This is a genomic window from Bacillus sp. F56 (assembly GCF_001748205.1).
Taxonomy (GTDB): Bacteria; Bacillota; Bacilli; order Bacillales; family Bacillaceae; genus Bacillus; species Bacillus stercoris.
Genome location: NZ_BDFC01000010.1, coordinates 168,406 through 184,122, shown reverse-complemented (window position 1 = coordinate 184,122; position 15,717 = coordinate 168,406). Strand labels below are relative to the sequence as shown.

At 45.8% G+C, this 15,717-nt stretch carries 14 protein-coding genes; 10 read left to right on the top strand and 4 right to left on the bottom strand.

Annotated features, from left to right (window positions below; all coding sequences use genetic code 11):
* Positions 1-3 precede the first annotated feature (3 nt).
* Positions 4-1,059: a spore coat putative kinase CotS gene (cotS, locus tag BFW96_RS17890; protein ID WP_069840197.1), complete on the top strand. Its 1,056-nt coding sequence runs from the start codon at positions 4-6 to the stop codon at positions 1,057-1,059.
* Position 1,060: 1 nt separating this feature from the next.
* Positions 1,061-1,495 carry a hypothetical protein gene (locus BFW96_RS17885; protein ID WP_069840196.1) on the top strand — a complete coding sequence of 145 codons (435 nt, stop codon included), beginning with the start codon at positions 1,061-1,063 and terminating at the stop codon, positions 1,493-1,495.
* Positions 1,496-1,568: 73 nt separating this feature from the next.
* Here the strand turns inward: BFW96_RS17885 and BFW96_RS17880 are convergent, their stop codons facing one another.
* From BFW96_RS17880 to BFW96_RS17870, 3 genes are read right to left on the bottom strand one after another with little or no spacing between them, the layout of a single operon-like run.
* Positions 1,569-2,792 (bottom strand): glycosyltransferase family 4 protein, encoded by a 1,224-nt coding sequence (locus BFW96_RS17880; RefSeq protein ID WP_069840195.1) that lies wholly within the window; start codon positions 2,790-2,792, stop codon positions 1,569-1,571.
* Positions 2,793-2,794: 2 nt separating this feature from the next.
* A complete protein-coding gene (locus BFW96_RS17875) occupies positions 2,795-3,745 on the bottom strand; it encodes an NAD-dependent epimerase/dehydratase family protein (protein WP_069840194.1) in 951 nt (316 codons plus the stop codon).
* A complete protein-coding gene (locus BFW96_RS17870; RefSeq protein WP_069840193.1) occupies positions 3,742-5,028 on the bottom strand; it encodes a UDP-glucose dehydrogenase family protein in 1,287 nt (428 codons plus the stop codon). Before BFW96_RS17870 ends, BFW96_RS17875 begins: the two co-directional genes overlap by 4 nt.
* Positions 5,029-5,199: 171 nt before the next feature.
* Between BFW96_RS17870 and BFW96_RS17865 the strand changes: the two genes are divergently transcribed.
* Positions 5,200-6,018 carry a UTP--glucose-1-phosphate uridylyltransferase gene (locus tag BFW96_RS17865; protein WP_069840192.1) on the top strand — a complete coding sequence of 273 codons (819 nt, stop codon included), beginning with the start codon at positions 5,200-5,202 and terminating at the stop codon, positions 6,016-6,018.
* 8 nt (positions 6,019-6,026) lie between these two features.
* Here BFW96_RS17865 and BFW96_RS17860 read toward each other — a convergent pair whose 3' ends face one another.
* Positions 6,027-6,746: a yteA family sporulation protein gene (locus tag BFW96_RS17860; RefSeq protein ID WP_069840191.1), complete on the bottom strand. Its 720-nt coding sequence runs from the start codon at positions 6,744-6,746 to the stop codon at positions 6,027-6,029.
* 289 nt (positions 6,747-7,035) lie between these two features.
* Between BFW96_RS17860 and BFW96_RS17855 the strand changes: the two genes are divergently transcribed.
* The 7 genes from BFW96_RS17855 to mntA all read left to right on the top strand — a co-directional run bounded on the left by BFW96_RS17855 (position 7,036) and on the right by mntA (position 15,716).
* Entirely contained in the window at positions 7,036-8,451 is a 1,416-nt protein-coding gene (locus BFW96_RS17855) for an isochorismate synthase (protein WP_069840190.1), read from the top strand.
* Complete coding sequence (gene menD / locus BFW96_RS17850; protein WP_069840189.1) at positions 8,448-10,190, top strand: 2-succinyl-5-enolpyruvyl-6-hydroxy-3-cyclohexene-1-carboxylic-acid synthase; 1,743 nt, start codon at positions 8,448-8,450, stop codon at positions 10,188-10,190. Before BFW96_RS17855 ends, menD begins: the two co-directional genes overlap by 4 nt.
* Positions 10,178-11,002, top strand: a complete 825-nt coding sequence (gene menH / locus BFW96_RS17845; protein WP_069840188.1) for a 2-succinyl-6-hydroxy-2,4-cyclohexadiene-1-carboxylate synthase — start codon at positions 10,178-10,180, stop codon at positions 11,000-11,002. Before menD ends, menH begins: the two co-directional genes overlap by 13 nt.
* A 34-nt stretch (positions 11,003-11,036) precedes the next feature.
* Positions 11,037-11,852 carry a 1,4-dihydroxy-2-naphthoyl-CoA synthase gene (gene menB / locus BFW96_RS17840; protein WP_003229054.1) on the top strand — a complete coding sequence of 272 codons (816 nt, stop codon included), beginning with the start codon at positions 11,037-11,039 and terminating at the stop codon, positions 11,850-11,852.
* A 90-nt stretch (positions 11,853-11,942) separates the two neighbouring features.
* Positions 11,943-13,403: an o-succinylbenzoate--CoA ligase gene (locus BFW96_RS17835; RefSeq protein ID WP_069840187.1), complete on the top strand. Its 1,461-nt coding sequence runs from the start codon at positions 11,943-11,945 to the stop codon at positions 13,401-13,403.
* Positions 13,400-14,515, top strand: a complete 1,116-nt coding sequence (gene menC / locus BFW96_RS17830; RefSeq protein WP_069840186.1) for an o-succinylbenzoate synthase — start codon at positions 13,400-13,402, stop codon at positions 14,513-14,515. The genes BFW96_RS17835 and menC overlap by 4 nt, the downstream gene beginning before the upstream one ends.
* Before the next feature lie 280 nt (positions 14,516-14,795).
* Positions 14,796-15,716 carry a manganese ABC transporter substrate-binding protein/adhesin MntA gene (mntA, locus tag BFW96_RS17825; protein WP_069840185.1) on the top strand — a complete coding sequence of 307 codons (921 nt, stop codon included), beginning with the start codon at positions 14,796-14,798 and terminating at the stop codon, positions 15,714-15,716.
* The last annotated feature ends 1 nt before the right edge of the window (position 15,717 follow it).

Sequence of the window (15,717 nt, the reverse complement as noted above, 5' to 3'; positions counted from 1 at the left end):
AGAGTGTACCAAAAAGAGCATGAAGAACAGATTGTGTCTGAAATTCTCAGCTATTATCCTTTTCATATTGACAATGTGGCGCTGAAATCGAACAAAAGCGGACGCAAAATCTGGGATGTTCAAACTGATCATGGCCCAAAGCTGCTAAAAGAAGCGCAAATGAAGCCGGAGCGGATGCTTTTTATCACTCAGGCACATGCCCATTTACAAGAGAAAGGGCTGCCGATAGCGCCGATTCATCAAACAAAAAATGGCGGTAGCTGCTTGGGCACGGATCAGGTTTCTTACAGCTTATATGACAAAGTGACAGGAAAAGAAATGATTTACTATGATGCAGAGCAAATGAAAAAAGTCATGTCGTTTGCAGGCCATTTTCATCATGCGTCAAAAGGATATGTTTGCACAGATGAAAGCAAGAAGAGAAGCAGGCTGGGAAAATGGCATAAATTGTACCGATGGAAGCTGCAGGAACTTGAAGGGAATATGCAGATCGCAGCATCTTATCCTGATGACGTATTTTCGCAAACTTTCTTAAAACATGCTGATAAAATGCTGGCAAGAGGAAAAGAAGCACTTCAAGCGCTTGATGACTCAGAATACGAAACCTGGACAAAAGAAACGCTCGAGCATGGCGGATTCTGTTTTCAGGATTTTACATTGGCACGTTTGACTGAGATCGACGGGGAGCCCTTTTTAAAGGAGCTTCACTCGATTACCTACGATTTGCCTTCAAGAGACCTTCGTATTCTGCTGAATAAAGTGATGGTTAAGCTTTCGGTGTGGGATACTGATTTCATGGTTGCACTGCTTGCGGCCTATGACAAAGTGTATCCGCTCACAGAAAAACAGTACGAGGTACTTTGGATTGATCTCGCGTTTCCGCATTTGTTCTGTGCAATCGGCCATAAATATTATTTGAAGCAAAAGAAAACGTGGTCAGATGAGAAGTATAACTGGGCGCTGCAAAATATGATTTCCGTTGAAGAATCTAAAGATTCGTTTTTGGATAAACTGCCGGAACTGTATAAAAAGATAAAAGCGTATCGGGAGGCGAATTGACATGAGGTCATCGAGACAAAAAGCCTCTATTTCTAAATTGGATCTCGACCAATTCGTATTTACACCGCCTGGGTCAATGGGATGGCAGGCTCATGACTCAATCTCAGCTGAGAAGGAGGAAGAGGAGAAGCATTTGGCTGTGGGCAGCATCCGAGAGCTTCCTCACATCAATGCACCGAAAGAATATCAAGAAGAAACGAAGGAAAAGGAAACTGAACACAAAATCATCAATGATGAGGAAGAAACGAAATTTGAAACTGCTCGAGAGCCTGAGGAGGAGCGTGAGTCGAAACGCTCAATGCCGCTCTTTGAGGAAGAAGAGCATGATGATGAAGAACCAGAATTAGCGGAGGAAGCCAGAGTGGAAATCATCATTCTTCCAAGTGATTCTAAACCAGCTCCATGGTTTTCTTCAGCTGTAAAGCGAAAGGCATAAAGTCACTTTTATGCCTTTTTTTGAGCACTCTGCAACAAAAAACAGCCCGTTTTCCAACGGAGCTGTGTAGGTTTTATGATTTTGCTTTCACAAAAAGCTGATTGATAGATGATAAATCAAGGTTTTGCGTCAGAAAAGGCGGGGGGAATTGTTTGTTTTTCGGGGTCAAAACGGATTGGTAAACTGCATTGAGCCGTTTGGCAGCATGTGTAAAGGTAAATAACGCTTCTACATGCTTTCGGCCGTTTTTTGTCATTTTGTTCATTAATTCTTGATCTGTAAAGGCTCTGTCAATTGCTTTTGCAAATGAAGAAGGTTTGTTGTAGCTGTCAATGACAAGGCCGGTGACTTCGTGTTTTACGACCTCTCCGTTTCCGCCCCGGTTTGTGGTAATTAAGGGCGTGCCGGCTGCCATTGCTTCATAATTCACACGGGCGAGCGGTTCATTCCACTGAGAGCTGCACACAAATACATCTGCCATCAGAAAAAGGTTTGGTATGTCGTCTGCGGGAATGAATTTTGTAAAGATCACGTGGTCTCTGTACGGCAGCGCCAGCTTGCGAAGATAGGTGACATATTGATTTTCGCTGTCATCGCTGAACCACTTCCCGCCCGCTATGACAAGTACAGCATCAGGATGCTGCTGCAAAATCCTTCTCATGCTGTGGATGAGAAGGTGAGGCCCTTTTGTCGGGCTTAAGCGGCCGGCGAATAAAATAACTTTTTTATCCTCAATGTCGTATTTTTTTCGGTATGTTTCTCTGACAGCCGCGCCTTTCGTCGTCCAGACGGGCGGATAAGCGTGTAAATCAACGCCCGAGTACACGACTCTTGTGATGTCCTCGGCTTCAGGGAAACGATCGATGACGGTTTGTTTAATAAATTCGCTGACAGTTGTGATCATGGAGACATTGTCGAGTACTTCTTTTCCTTGCGCGAAGGTCATCTTTTTTTCAGAAAACATTTCGTTATGCAGGCTCAGAATGATCTTGCTGTTTGGTGAAGCCTTTTTATATAAAGAGACATTTAAAGGCCTGTTAAACACATGAATGAGGTCAAAGGAAGAGGCTCGCAGCTCTTCGGCTACCGCCTCTCGGTAATGCTCTTTTGGCAGATGGATATAATGTACGCCGTTTTTCGTTTCTCTTTTTGGAAGCGATGGATCTTCTATTGAAAAAATGGTCAGGTCGTAGCGGCTGCTGAAATAGGGCGTGACACCGTCAATCATCATTTGAATAGCGCCGCCGCGTACCGCGGGCGCCGGCAGCTTTTCTGTACAGATAAAGGCAAGCTTCATTTTCATTCCCCCTGATACAGCGACGATAAATAGGCAATTTCGTTAGTCAAGCCATCCTTTAAGGATGTGGCGGGATCATAATGCAAGAGCTGCTTTGCTTTTGAAATATCCGCCCACGTGTTGCTCGGTTCCCCTGCTATTTTGTCCGAAAAGTGCAGTGTTGCTTTTTTACCGGAAATCTCTTCAATGAGGGAGACAACCTTTAAGACTGAGGCACGTTCAGCACCGCCGATATTTACCGTTTCACCAATAAGGTGGGGTTTCCCAAGAACAGCGGTGATGCCTTTGACACAGTCGCTGATGTAAGTAAAATCTCTTGACTGCTGCCCGTCACCGAAGATCGTGAGCGGCTTTTGCTGAAGGTGCTGCTTGATGAGCCGGTGAAAAGCCATGTCCGGCCGCTGTCTTGGTCCGTAAACGGTAAAAAAACGGAGAATCACAATTGGAATGCCAAAGCTTTGTTGATACACATGGCAAAGCTTTTCGCCGGTAAGCTTTGTTACCCCGTATGGAGATAAAGGAGAAAGCGACGTGTTCTCGCTGACTTTTCCTTGTTTTTCGCCATAGACGGAAGAGGTGGATGCAAAGATGAACGTTTGAATAGGATGTTCCCGGGATGCCTCAAGGAGTCTTTGGAGCGCTTGGATATTATGTGCGGCATATGGGTGAAAATGATTGCCCCAGCTTGAGCGGACACCCGGAATGGCCGCCAAATGAAAGATGACGTCCACTCCTTCCAGTAAGGGAGAAAGATCCGCTGTCAGCAGATTTTCCTTTATAAACGTAAATCGTTTTTCTTGCAGCAGGGTTTTAAGGTTTTTTAATTTTAAGGAAAATGGAGTAGGACCGATAAAGTCATCGATTCCGATAACGTGATGTCTCTTATCCTTCAGTAATTCTTCGCAGAGGTGGGAGCCGATAAATCCCGCTGCTCCTGTGACGAGTATTCTCATGGGCGCCCAACCCCCGTACAGATCAGGCCGCAAGCCTCGATCGGTTCTTTTTTCAGTACGTTGCGTCCGTCAATCACAAGACGCCCTTTCATGATGCCTGCAGCCTTTTTCCAATCAAACGCTAAAAACTCAGGCCATTCTGTCGCCAAAAATAAAAAGTCACTCTCTTCTATCGCATCAAAAGCTTGAGAATGCTGAGTTGCATGTTGCCGCAAATGTTCTGGAAGGACAGCTTCAGGATCATATGCATGAACATCACATCCCAGCTCTGCCAGCCCTTCAATCAGTCTGACGGCCTGAGAATTTCTGGTGTCATCGGTATGGGGTTTGAAGGAAATGCCGAGTACAGCTGCTTTCTTGCCTTGAAGTGTATCGAAGAATGACTGTATTTTTTTGATATACAGGCAGAGCTGGGTGTCGTTAATGTGCTGCACGGCTTGAAGCAGGAAGGTCTCCGTGTTTTTTTCCTTGGCAGCAAATTGCAGCGCCTGCAGATCCTTTGGAAAACAAGAGCCGCCGTATCCGATGCCAGCCTGCAAAAAGTGCCTCCCGATTCTCGGATCTAGTCCGATAGCGCGGGAAATATCCGAGATATCTGAATGATAGGCTTCACATAAACGGGCCATTTCGTTAATGAACGAGATTTTGGCTGCTAAAAAGAAATTGTTGGCATATTTGATCAGCTCTGCTCCTGTTAAGCTTGTAATGATATAAGGTGTGTCAATGTGTTTGTAAATAGATTTGACGATTGCTGCCGATACGTGATCGCCTTCCTGAATACCGATGACCGTTTTGTCAGGATGCAGCATGTCATATAAGGCGTTGCCTTCCCGCAGAAACTCGGGATTGGATACGATGTTAAACAAACTTTCAGACACACCGGAGTCAACCAGCTGTTTTGCTATGTTTTCATTTGTCCCGGGCGGAACAGTGCTTTTCGTAATAATGGTTTTATACGATCGAATCGCCTCGCTCAAATCGCTGATGACGGACTGCAGGGCTTTCGTATCAGCTGACCCGTCCGAACGCGGTGGGGTTCCGACTGCGATAAAGATGACGGGACATTTCTCCATGCTCGATTTCACTTCAGAAGAAAACGAGAGATTGCCGTAATGGTTTATTGCATCAGAAAGCCCAGGCTCGTAAAAGGGAATGTCTCCATTTTTCAGCTGCTCGATTTTTTTGACGTCTTTGTCTGTGCATATCATGTCATGCCCGATGGATGCCAGTGCCGCTGATAAAGTTAAACCGACATATCCGGCGCCAACCACACAAATTTTCATCACCTGAGCTCCTTTTCAAGATTACTGGTCATATATCAATATCCTATTAAAAAAGGGCTGGTTCGTGATTCCGCTTTCTGCCCAGTTGCGTCCGCCTAATTTCACATGGACAAACATCGGGATGCGCTCATGGAATATCATGTAATAAACATAAGCTGAGGGGAAAATACCATGATAAAAAAAGCGATCATTCCTGCCGGAGGATTCGGCACGAGAAATCTGCCGGTGACGAAGGTGATTCCGAAAGAAATGTTTCCGATAGGGTCTAAGCCTGTAATTCATTATATTGTTGAAGAACTAAAGGAGTCAGGCATTGAGGACATTTTGATGGTTGTATCGAGCCATAAAAACCTGATTGTCGACTACTTCGATTCCTCTTTGGCACTCGAAGCTTTTCTGGACTCCCGGAATAAACTGCATTTACTCAGTGAGCATCCAATTCCGGATATACGAATTCACTATGTGCGCCAGCCTTATGCAAAGGGTCTGGGTGATGCCATTTCTTACGGAAGGCCATTTGCAGGCGGAGAGCCTTTTGCCGTCGTTTTGCCCGATGATCTGATTTTTTCCGCCAATCAGCCGGTTTTAGGGCAGCTGATTGAAGCGTATACGAAATATCAGTCCAGTGTGATCGGCTTAAAAGAAACAAAGGCGGAGGATTTACATCATTACGGGGTGATAAAGGGGGAACCTGTTGAAAAAGGGATTTATCGCATCCAGGATATTGTGGAAAAGCCTAAACAAAACCCGCCTTCTCATTTTGCCGCAGCAGGACGTTATATTTTCACACCGGATATCTTTGATAAGCTGGACGAATTAGAAGCTGATAGCGGAGGAGAAGTGCAGGTAACAGATGCAATTAAAGCTTCACTCGGGGCATGCAATGTTTACGGGAAATTGCTAGAGGGCGAGCGGTATGACATCGGCCTGCAAAAGGATTATTTGAGGCTGATTTCCGATATGCTGAAAACGGAAAAGAACCCCCGATAATCGGGGGTTCAATCAGCGTGGAGATCGCCGAATGTTGTCATGATTCCCTCTTCGTCAAGCTCTTCCTCATAACGCTCATGGGCCCTGCTTTGATAAACTGTAATTTCTTTGCCGGTGATATCAGTAGCAATGAAATTTTCGTAAGACTCCGTATTGCCGATATTCTCTTCGGCGTTCATCGTCATATCATCGTAGCTGAGCGGCGGATTTTCCATATCCTGCGGCGTTTGCGAGTTACCGTATTTTTCGACATCCTGATAGGAATCTTCACTGTCATATGGCGCTCTGATTTCTTCATCATCATCAAATTCAAATTGCCCGAAAGGTGTTTCTTCTTCAATCGGACGGTCTTTGGACACCACGTCCTGTGACGAATACTCCGCGAGTGTTGTGGCAGTCGGAAGCGCCTCAAGTCTTTCGTAAGGGATTTCCTTTCCGCTGACTTCACAAATACCGTACGTACCGTTTTCTATCGCTTTTAATGAATGCTCAATGTCCCGAAGGTGCTCTCGCTCATGTAAATCGAGAGCGATGTCTTTTTCACGCTCGTAAAGTTCGGTTGCATGGTCTCCGGGGTGGTTATCATAAGCTGAAAGTTCACCCATTGAATCATACGGAAAGGCTGAATTGAGCTGAAAATGGTCATTGTCTTTGAAACGGTTTAAGATATCTTTTTTTGTTTGCTCCAGTTCATTTTTTAAATGCTGCAGCTGGTCTTTTGTAAGCAATGTGATCGCCTCGTTTCTCTTTGATGCATACCTTTAGTATGAACAGATCGCCGGAGAACTTTCATAAATGCCGGATGGAGGAATATAGGGGATTTTCCTTTTATGGTAAGCGGATACAAGCTTTGCTACCAGTGGAGAAAGAAATTTAAGCTTTGTTTCTTTTTCATTTCTGAAATTAGGTTTATAATAGGTAAGGCAGGCCATTTGGACTGCACGATCTGTGTTTGACACAAAGAAGACACAGGTGTATGGTATTAAAAGCATTTTAAGGATTATGGAGGAATGTCTCATGGTGACAACGGTGCAGCGTACGTTCCGAAAGGAAGTTCTACATGCATTACATAAAGCCAAAGAAGTCAACCATGCTGTCTTAATAAGCTATTCGAGACAAATCGAGTCTCTTGACCCTCTATCATTTTTCAATTACAGAGCAAAAAAATATACAGGCAATCGATTTTTTTGGTCAGATCCTGAAAGTGAATTGACAATAGTCGGTCTTGGCAAAGAAGCGGTTTTCCAGACAAATCAAAAAAACAGCGAGCGGTATCGTGAGGTTTTTGAACAATGGGAGCGCTTTAAAAAGACGGCTTTTCATATTTATGAAGAAGAAAAGCTGCAGCATTCTGCAGTGGGACCTGTGTTATTCGGAGGATTTTCTTTTGACCCTTGCGAAGAAAGAGGTACACAATGGGACCATTTCTCGGAAGGGGATTTCTTTGTGCCTTCGCTTATGCTGACAATGACTGCTGAAGGCCCTTTCTTAACAGTTAACAGATGGGTAAAAGGAGAAGAAGACGCAGAGGCTGTTTTGGAAGGCTTACAAGCTTTTGCAGCGGAATTAATTGTTCCTGATTTAGAGCTGGGAAGCCAGGCTATGATTGAAGCATCTCAAGAGCTGGATAAGGATGATTGGCTGAAAGCAATCGAAACGGCAACAAGCCAAATTAAAGAGAAACAATATGATAAAGTGGTTCTTGCCCGAGAGCTGCTGCTAACGTTTGACGGTCCAATCCAAATTGAACCGGTGCTTAAAACGCTTCTGAACGATCAGCAGACAAGTTATGTTTTTGCAATTGAACAAGAAGGCAAAACTTTTGTCGGCGCATCTCCAGAAAGACTGATCAAAAGGGACGGCAGCACTGTCATGTCTACTTGTCTGGCAGGCTCCATTAAACGAGGCGTGAATGAAGAAGAAGACCGCCGGATCGGGCTTGAATTATTAAACGATGAGAAAAACCTGCTTGAGCATGATATTGTCGTAGGCATGATTCATAACGCTTTTGAATCAGCCTGTTCGGAGGTTGAAAAGCCTGATGGACCTGTATTATACAAAACAAAAAGCGTTCAGCACCTATTTACGCCGATTATCGGACAGCTGCGTGACTCTGCTTCGATTTTTGACTTAATTGAGAAGCTGCATCCCACTCCGGCGCTTGGGGGAGCCCCTAAGGAAAAAGCTGTTGAAGTGATCAGAGAGATTGAACCGATGACTCGCGGCTGGTATGCAGCCCCTATCGGCTGGATTGACAGCCAGGATAACGGGGAATTCGCAGTAGCCATTCGTTCCGGACTGATCGAAGGCAGTACAGCAAGGCTGTTTGCCGGGTGCGGTATTGTGGAAGACTCGGAACCAATCTCGGAATATGAAGAAACGCAGATTAAATTGAAGCCGATGATCTCTGCATTAGGAGGTGAGAGGCGTTGACTGTCAACCCGATTACTCATTACATCGGAAGTTTTATTGATGAATTCGCCCTTTCCGGAATTACGGACGCCGTCGTTTGTCCCGGCTCAAGATCCACGCCGCTGGCTATTCTTGCTGCCGCGCACCCCGATATTAGCGTCCATGTCCAAATTGATGAAAGATCGGCCGGGTTTTTTGCACTAGGATTGGCAAAAGCGAAGCAGCGTCCCGTACTATTGATCTGCACATCAGGAACAGCCGCGGCCAATTTTTATCCGGCTGTGGTTGAAGCCCATTATTCAAGGGTGCCAATTATTGTGTTAACTGCTGATCGGCCTCATGAGCTGCGCGAAGTAGGCGCACCGCAGGCTATTAATCAGCACTTCTTATTCGGTAACTTTGTTAAGTTTTTCACAGACTCTGCTCTTCCTGAAGAGTCTCCGCAAATGCTGAGATACATCCGAACGCTGGCAAGCCGCGCTGCCGGTGAAGCACAAAAACGACCAATGGGGCCTGTCCATGTGAATGTGCCGCTGCGCGAACCGCTGATGCCGGATCTTTCGGATGAGCCGTTTGGAAGAATGAGAACAGGCCGTCATGTGTCTGTAAAAACGGGTACGCAGTCTGTTGACCGCGAATCCCTGTCTGATGTGGCTGAAATGCTCACAGAGGCTGAAAAAGGAATGATCGTCTGCGGAGAGCTCCATAGTGAAGCGGATAAGGAAAACATTATTGCGCTGTCAAAAGCGCTTCAGTATCCGATTTTAGCGGATCCGCTGTCTAATCTGCGGAATGGTGTTCACGATAAAAGCACTGTCATTGATGCGTATGATTCATTTTTAAAAGATGATGAGCTGAAGCTGAAACTTCGTCCTGATGTTGTCATCCGGTTTGGGCCGATGCCTGTTTCAAAACCGGTTTTCTTATGGCTTAAGGATGATCCGGCGATTCAGCAAATCGTGATTGACGAGGATGGAGGGTGGAGAGACCCGACACAGGCAAGCGCGCATATGATCCATTGTAATGCGTCTGTTTTTGCTGAGGAGATCATGGCAGGCCTTACTGCTGCCACCAGATCATCAGAGTGGCTTGAGAAGTGGCAGTTTGTCAATGGGCGGTTCCGCGAGCATTTGCAAACCATCAGCATTGAAGATGTTTCCTTTGAAGGCAATCTCTATCGAATCCTTCAGCATCTTGTGCCTGAAAACAGCTCGCTGTTTGTTGGCAACAGCATGCCGATCAGGGATGTTGATACGTTTTTTGAAAAGCAGGAACGCCCTTTTCGGATTTATTCAAACCGGGGCGCAAACGGGATAGACGGTGTCGTCTCCTCTGCGATGGGGGTATGTGAAGGAACAAAAGCGCCTGTTACCCTTGTGATTGGAGATTTATCTTTTTATCATGATTTAAACGGCCTGCTCGCGGCCAAAAAACTGGGCATTCCTCTTACTGTGATTCTTGTCAATAATGACGGCGGAGGGATCTTTTCCTTTTTGCCACAGGCTTCTGAGAAGACACACTTTGAAGATTTGTTTGGCACACCGACTGGGCTCGATTTCAAGCATGCGGCTGCACTTTACGGCGGAACGTATTCATGCCCGGCTTCATGGGATGAATTCAAAACAGCTTACGCGCCGCAGGCAGACAAGCCCGGACTCCATTTGATCGAAATCAAAACGGATCGCAAATCGAGAGTCCAGCTTCATCGCGATATGCTGAACGAGGCTGTGCGGGAAGTGAAAAAGCAATGGGATCTGTAAACATAACGGTGTCAGATGGTGTCCGATATGCTGTGACAGACGTCGGGCCGGATGCTTCCGAAGCCGTCGTCTGTCTGCACGGGTTTACTGGCAGCAAACAATCATGGACTTTTCTTGATGAGATGCTGCCTGATTCCCGCTTGATCAAAATTGATTGTTTAGGGCATGGTGAAACCGATGCCCCGCTGAATGGGAGAAGATACAGCATAAGCCGGCAAGTTTCTGACCTTGCTGAGATTTTTAATCAATTAAAACTTCACAAAGTGAAATTGATTGGGTATTCTATGGGAGGAAGGCTTGCTTACTCTTTTGCGATGACATATCCAAAGCGGGTATCGGCACTTGTGCTTGAAAGCACAACGCCGGGACTCAAAACGCTTGGAGAACGGCGGGAGCGGATCATGCGGGACCGGAAGCTTGCTGATTTTATTTTGCGTGACGGGATCAAAGCGTTTGTTGAGTATTGGGAGAATATCCCTTTGTTTTCATCCCAGCAGCGGCTGGCTGAAGATATTCGGCACAGGATACGATCGGGCCGTCTGCGGAACAATAAGATTGGGCTTGCGAACAGTTTAACCGGCATGGGCACCGGTTCACAGCCTTCCTTGTGGAGCCGTGTAGAAGAAATAGCTGTTCCTGTGCTCCTTATCTGCGGCGAGTGGGACGAAAAATTTTGCGCCATCAATCAAGAGGTGCATAAGATGCTTCCTTCTAGTAGAATAGAGATTGTTCCAAAGGCAGGACATACGGTCCATGTGGAACAGCCGCGATTGTTTGGTAAAATAGTGAGTGAGTTTTTGACAAGCATCTGACTCATTCACATAGAGAATAAAAGGAGGTCATCATATGGCTGAATGGAAAACAAAACGGACATACGATGAGATATTGTATGAAACGTATAATGGCATTGCAAAAATAACAATCAACCGACCTGAGGTACATAATGCGTTTACCCCTAAAACGGTTGCTGAAATGATTGATGCGTTTGCTGACGCAAGAGACGACCAAAATGTTGGGGTTATCGTGCTTGCCGGCGCAGGGGACAAAGCATTTTGTTCTGGCGGAGACCAAAAAGTGCGCGGTCACGGTGGATATGTAGGAGACGACCAGATCCCGCGTCTAAACGTATTGGATCTTCAGCGTTTAATCCGTGTCATTCCGAAACCTGTTGTCGCGATGGTGTCTGGATATGCGATCGGCGGAGGCCATGTGCTTCACATCGTATGTGACTTGACAATTGCTGCAGACAACGCAATTTTCGGACAAACAGGCCCTAAAGTGGGAAGCTTCGATGCAGGTTACGGTTCTGGCTACCTGGCTCGAATTGTAGGGCACAAAAAAGCACGTGAAATCTGGTACCTATGCCGTCAGTACAACGCACAGGAAGCACTGGACATGGGTCTTGTCAACACAGTCGTTCCTTTGGAACAGCTTGAAGAAGAAACGATTAAATGGTGTGAAGAAATGCTTGAAAAAAGCCCGACCGCACTGCGCTTTCTTAAAGCTGCGTTTAACGCGGACACAGACGGACTTGCTGGAATTCAGCAGTTTGCAGGGGATGCTACCCTTCTTTACTACACAACAGATGAAGCAAAAGAAGGCCGTGATTCCTTCAAGGAAAAACGCAAACCTGATTTCGGACAGTTCCCTCGTTTCCCGTGATCAGCAATACTTAGTCAACCAACAGCTTGAGACTTTGCGGTCCAAGCTGTTTTCTTTTCAATACAGACATTTTACCTCGGAGATGATGACATGCTGACAGAACAGCCCAACTGGCTTATGCAGCGGGCACAGCTGACACCTGAGAGAATTGCTCTCATCTATGAAGACCAAACCGTAACTTTTGCAGAATTGTTTGCCGCGTCTAAACGAATGGCGGAACAGCTTGCCGCTCATTCGGTTCGGAAAGGGGATACTGCGGCTATTTTGCTCCAAAACCGTGCAGAAATGGTATACGCTGTTCACGCTTGTTTTTTGCTAGGTGTTAAAGCGGTGCTTTTGAATACAAAGCTGTCAACACATGAAAGGCTGTTCCAGCTGGAGGATTCCGGCTCCGGCTTTTTACTGACAGACTCAAGCTTTGACAGAAAAGAGTATGAACATTTCGTTCAAACGATTGATGTGGATGAATTGATGAAAGAAGCCGCGGGGGAAATGGAGATCCAGGCTTATATGCAAATGGATGCAACGGCGACGCTGATGTATACATCGGGTACGACAGGAAAGCCAAAGGGAGTTCAGCAAACGTTCGGAAACCATTATTTCAGTGCGGTGTCGTCCGCGCTTAATTTGGGTATAACAGAACAAGACCGCTGGCTTATCGCATTGCCGCTCTTTCACATCAGCGGCTTGTCCGCATTATTTAAATCTGTGATCTATGGAATGACTGTCGTGCTTCATCAGCGTTTTTCCGTAAGCGATGTGCTGGATTCTATCAACAGGCATGAAGTGACAATGGTATCTGCGGTGCAGACTATGCTGGCCAGTCTTTTACAAGAAACAAGCCGCTGCCCTGAATCCATCAGATGCATTCTTCTCGGCGGCGGTCCTGCACCGCTGCCATTGCTTGAGGAATGCCGTGAGAAAGGATTCCCTGTCTTTCAGTCATATGGAATGACAGAAACTTGCTCACAAATTGTTACCCTGTCGCCGGAATTTAGCATGGAGAAGCTCGGATCTGCGGGGAAACCGCTGTTTTCATGTGAAATCAAAATCGAGCGGGACGGACAGGCTTGTGAACCGTTCGAACACGGTGAAATTATGGTCAAAGGCCCGAATGTCATGAAAAGCTATTTTAACCGAGAGCGCGCAAACGAAGCCTCCTTTCAAAATGGCTGGCTGAAAACAGGTGATCTTGGGTATTTGGACAATGAAGGCTTTTTATATGTATTAGACAGACGTTCAGATCTGATCATTTCTGGCGGAGAAAACATTTATCCGGCCGAAGTGGAGTCAGTGCTGCTTTCACACCCCGCTGTGGCCGAAGCCGGAGTTTCAGGGGATGAGGACAGAAAATGGGGAAAAGTGCCTCACGCCTATCTTGTCCTTCACAAGCCTGTGAGCGCAGAAGAATTGAGGGCATACTGCAAAGAACGCTTGGCGAAGTATAAAATTCCGGCAAAATTCTTTGTGCTTGACCGCCTGCCGCGCAATGCGTCTAATAAGCTCTTGCGAAATCGGCTGAAGGATGCGCGTAAAGGAGAACTGCTATGATCGAAATAGAAAAAATTACGCTTTACCATTTGAGCATGAATTTAAAGAAACCGTTTAAAAACAGTATCGAAACGCTTCAAGAGCGCAAATTTCTGATCGTGGAAGCCATTGATACATCCGGTGTTACAGGCTGGGGAGAAGTTTCTGCTTTCTCTTCTCCTTGGTACACCGAGGAAACCATTGGAACATGTTTGCATATGCTAAAAGATTTTTTTATTCCAAATGTCGTCGGCCGTGAATTTAATCACCCTTCAGAAGTGCCGGACAGCCTGGCGCGGTATAAAGGAAACCGGATGGCAAAAGCGGGACTTGAATCGGCTGTCTGGGATATCTATGCCAAAAAGAAGGGCATATCTCTTGCTGAGGCATTGGGCGGAACAAGAGATAAAGTCCCTGCCGGAGTGGTTGTCGGCCTGGCACCCCTTGACGATATGCTGAAGGAAATTGAAAGCTATCAAAAAGAAGGTTATCAAAGAATAAAAATTAAAATTCAGCCTGGGCAGGATGTGGAATTGGTCAAGGCCATCCGCAGCCGGTTCCCAAACATCCCGCTCATGGCTGATGCCAATTCCTCCTATGAGCTGAAGGATATCAGCCGCTTAAAGGAGCTTGATGAATTCCAGTTAATGATGATTGAGCAGCCTCTTCAAGCTGACGACATCGTTGACCACCGCCACTTGCAGAAACATTTGAAAACGGCCATTTGCCTTGATGAAAGCATTTGTTCAGTTGATGATGCGAGACGGGCGATTGAGCTGGGAAGCTGCAAAATTATTAATATAAAGCCTTCGCGTGTCGGCGGCTTAACAGAAGCTTTAAAAATTCATGATTTATGCAAAGAGCATCACATGCAGGTGTGGTGCGGAGGAATGCTGGAAACCGGCATATCGAGAGCGCAGAACGTTGCGCTTGCTTCACTGCCTCAATTCACAATACCCGGCGATATTTCATCATCTTCACGCTATTGGGATGAAGATATTGTGACCCCTGATATTCGTATTGATAATGGATTTATTTCTGTGTCAAAACAGCCTGGTTTAGGGGTTGAGGTGAACCAAGATATTATGCGAAAATATGTGACCAAAATGGATGTTTTCACACAGCATGGGTAAGAAAAAAGCATTTTGCTATTTTGAATAAATGACACTATGCTGTTACAGTAAAAGTGTTCATTGAATACATCCCTTCTCGTTTGGACCGGCTGCTGACCCAGCCGGTTTTTTTATGTAAATGGAGCTTGACAAAAATGGCCAAACGCGATAATTTTGCACAAAGGAAACTTTTTGTCTTGTATAAACAAAATATGCTTTTGTCTAATTTAATGTCACATGTCTAAGAACTGACAACATAAGATAAAACAATCGGACATTGATGGCAAAGAGGAGGAGAAACATGAAACAAGGGCTGATGGCGGCAGTGTTTTTTGCGGTCTTTGCTTTAACAGGATGCGGAACGGATTCAGCCGGAAAAAGCGCTGATCAACAATTACAAGTGACAGCGACAACATCTCAAATTGCCGATGCAGCAGAAAACATCGGAGGCAAGCATGTAAAAGTCACCTCGTTAATGGGGCCGGGGGTTGATCCGCACCTTTACAAAGCTTCGCAAGGTGACACGAAAAAATTAATGTCAGCCGATGTTGTTCTGTACAGCGGGTTGCATTTGGAAGGGAAGATGGAGGACGTCCTCCAAAAAATCGGCCAACAAAAACAAGCAGCGGCAGTTGCTGAGGCTATTCCGAAAAACAAGCTTATTTCAGCGGGGGAAGGCAAGACGTTTGATCCCCACGTGTGGTTCAGCATTCCGCTATGGATCTATGCAGTGGATGAAATTGAAGCGCAATTCAGCAAAGCAATGCCTCAGCACGCAGATGAATTCCAGAAAAATTCCAAAGCATACAAAGAAGATTTGCAATATTTAGATAAGTGGGCACGCCAAGAGATCGCACACATTCCGGAGAAAAGCCGTGTGCTTGTGACTGCTCATGATGCGTTTGCGTACTTTGGGAATGAGTATGGATTTAAGGTAAGAGGCCTGCAGGGACTAAGCACAGATTCGGACTATGGATTAAGGGATGTTCAGGAGCTGGTTGATCTTTTGACAGAAAAACAAATCAAAGCTGTGTTCGTAGAAAGCAGTGTATCTGAAAAATCAATCAATGCAGTGGTGGAAGGCGCTAAAGAAAAAGGCCATACCGTCACAATCGGCGGCCAGCTTTATTCGGATGCCATGGGTGAAAAGGGCACCAAAGAAGGCACATACGAAGGAATGTTCCGCCACAATATCAACACGATTACTAAAGCGCTTAAATAAA

Bases quoted from the DNA above. Each gene is read 5' to 3' on its own strand.
- BFW96_RS17885 (WP_069840196.1), top strand. From the start codon at position 1,061: ATGAGGTCATCGAGACAAAAAGCCTCTATTTCTAAATTGGATCTCGAC.
- BFW96_RS17880 (WP_069840195.1), bottom strand. From the start codon at position 2,792: ATGAAGCTTGCCTTTATCTGTACAGAAAAGCTGCCGGCGCCCGCGGTA.
- BFW96_RS17875 (WP_069840194.1), bottom strand. From the start codon at position 3,745: ATGAGAATACTCGTCACAGGAGCAGCGGGATTTATCGGCTCCCACCTC.
- BFW96_RS17870 (WP_069840193.1), bottom strand. From the start codon at position 5,028: ATGAAAATTTGTGTGGTTGGCGCCGGATATGTCGGTTTAACTTTATCA.
- BFW96_RS17865 (WP_069840192.1), top strand. From the start codon at position 5,200: ATGATAAAAAAAGCGATCATTCCTGCCGGAGGATTCGGCACGAGAAAT.
- BFW96_RS17855 (WP_069840190.1), top strand. From the start codon at position 7,036: ATGGTGACAACGGTGCAGCGTACGTTCCGAAAGGAAGTTCTACATGCA.
- menH (WP_069840188.1), top strand. From the start codon at position 10,178: ATGGGATCTGTAAACATAACGGTGTCAGATGGTGTCCGATATGCTGTG.
- menB (WP_003229054.1), top strand. From the start codon at position 11,037: ATGGCTGAATGGAAAACAAAACGGACATACGATGAGATATTGTATGAA.
- BFW96_RS17835 (WP_069840187.1), top strand. From the start codon at position 11,943: ATGCTGACAGAACAGCCCAACTGGCTTATGCAGCGGGCACAGCTGACA.
- menC (WP_069840186.1), top strand. From the start codon at position 13,400: ATGATCGAAATAGAAAAAATTACGCTTTACCATTTGAGCATGAATTTA.
- mntA (WP_069840185.1), top strand. From the start codon at position 14,796: ATGAAACAAGGGCTGATGGCGGCAGTGTTTTTTGCGGTCTTTGCTTTA.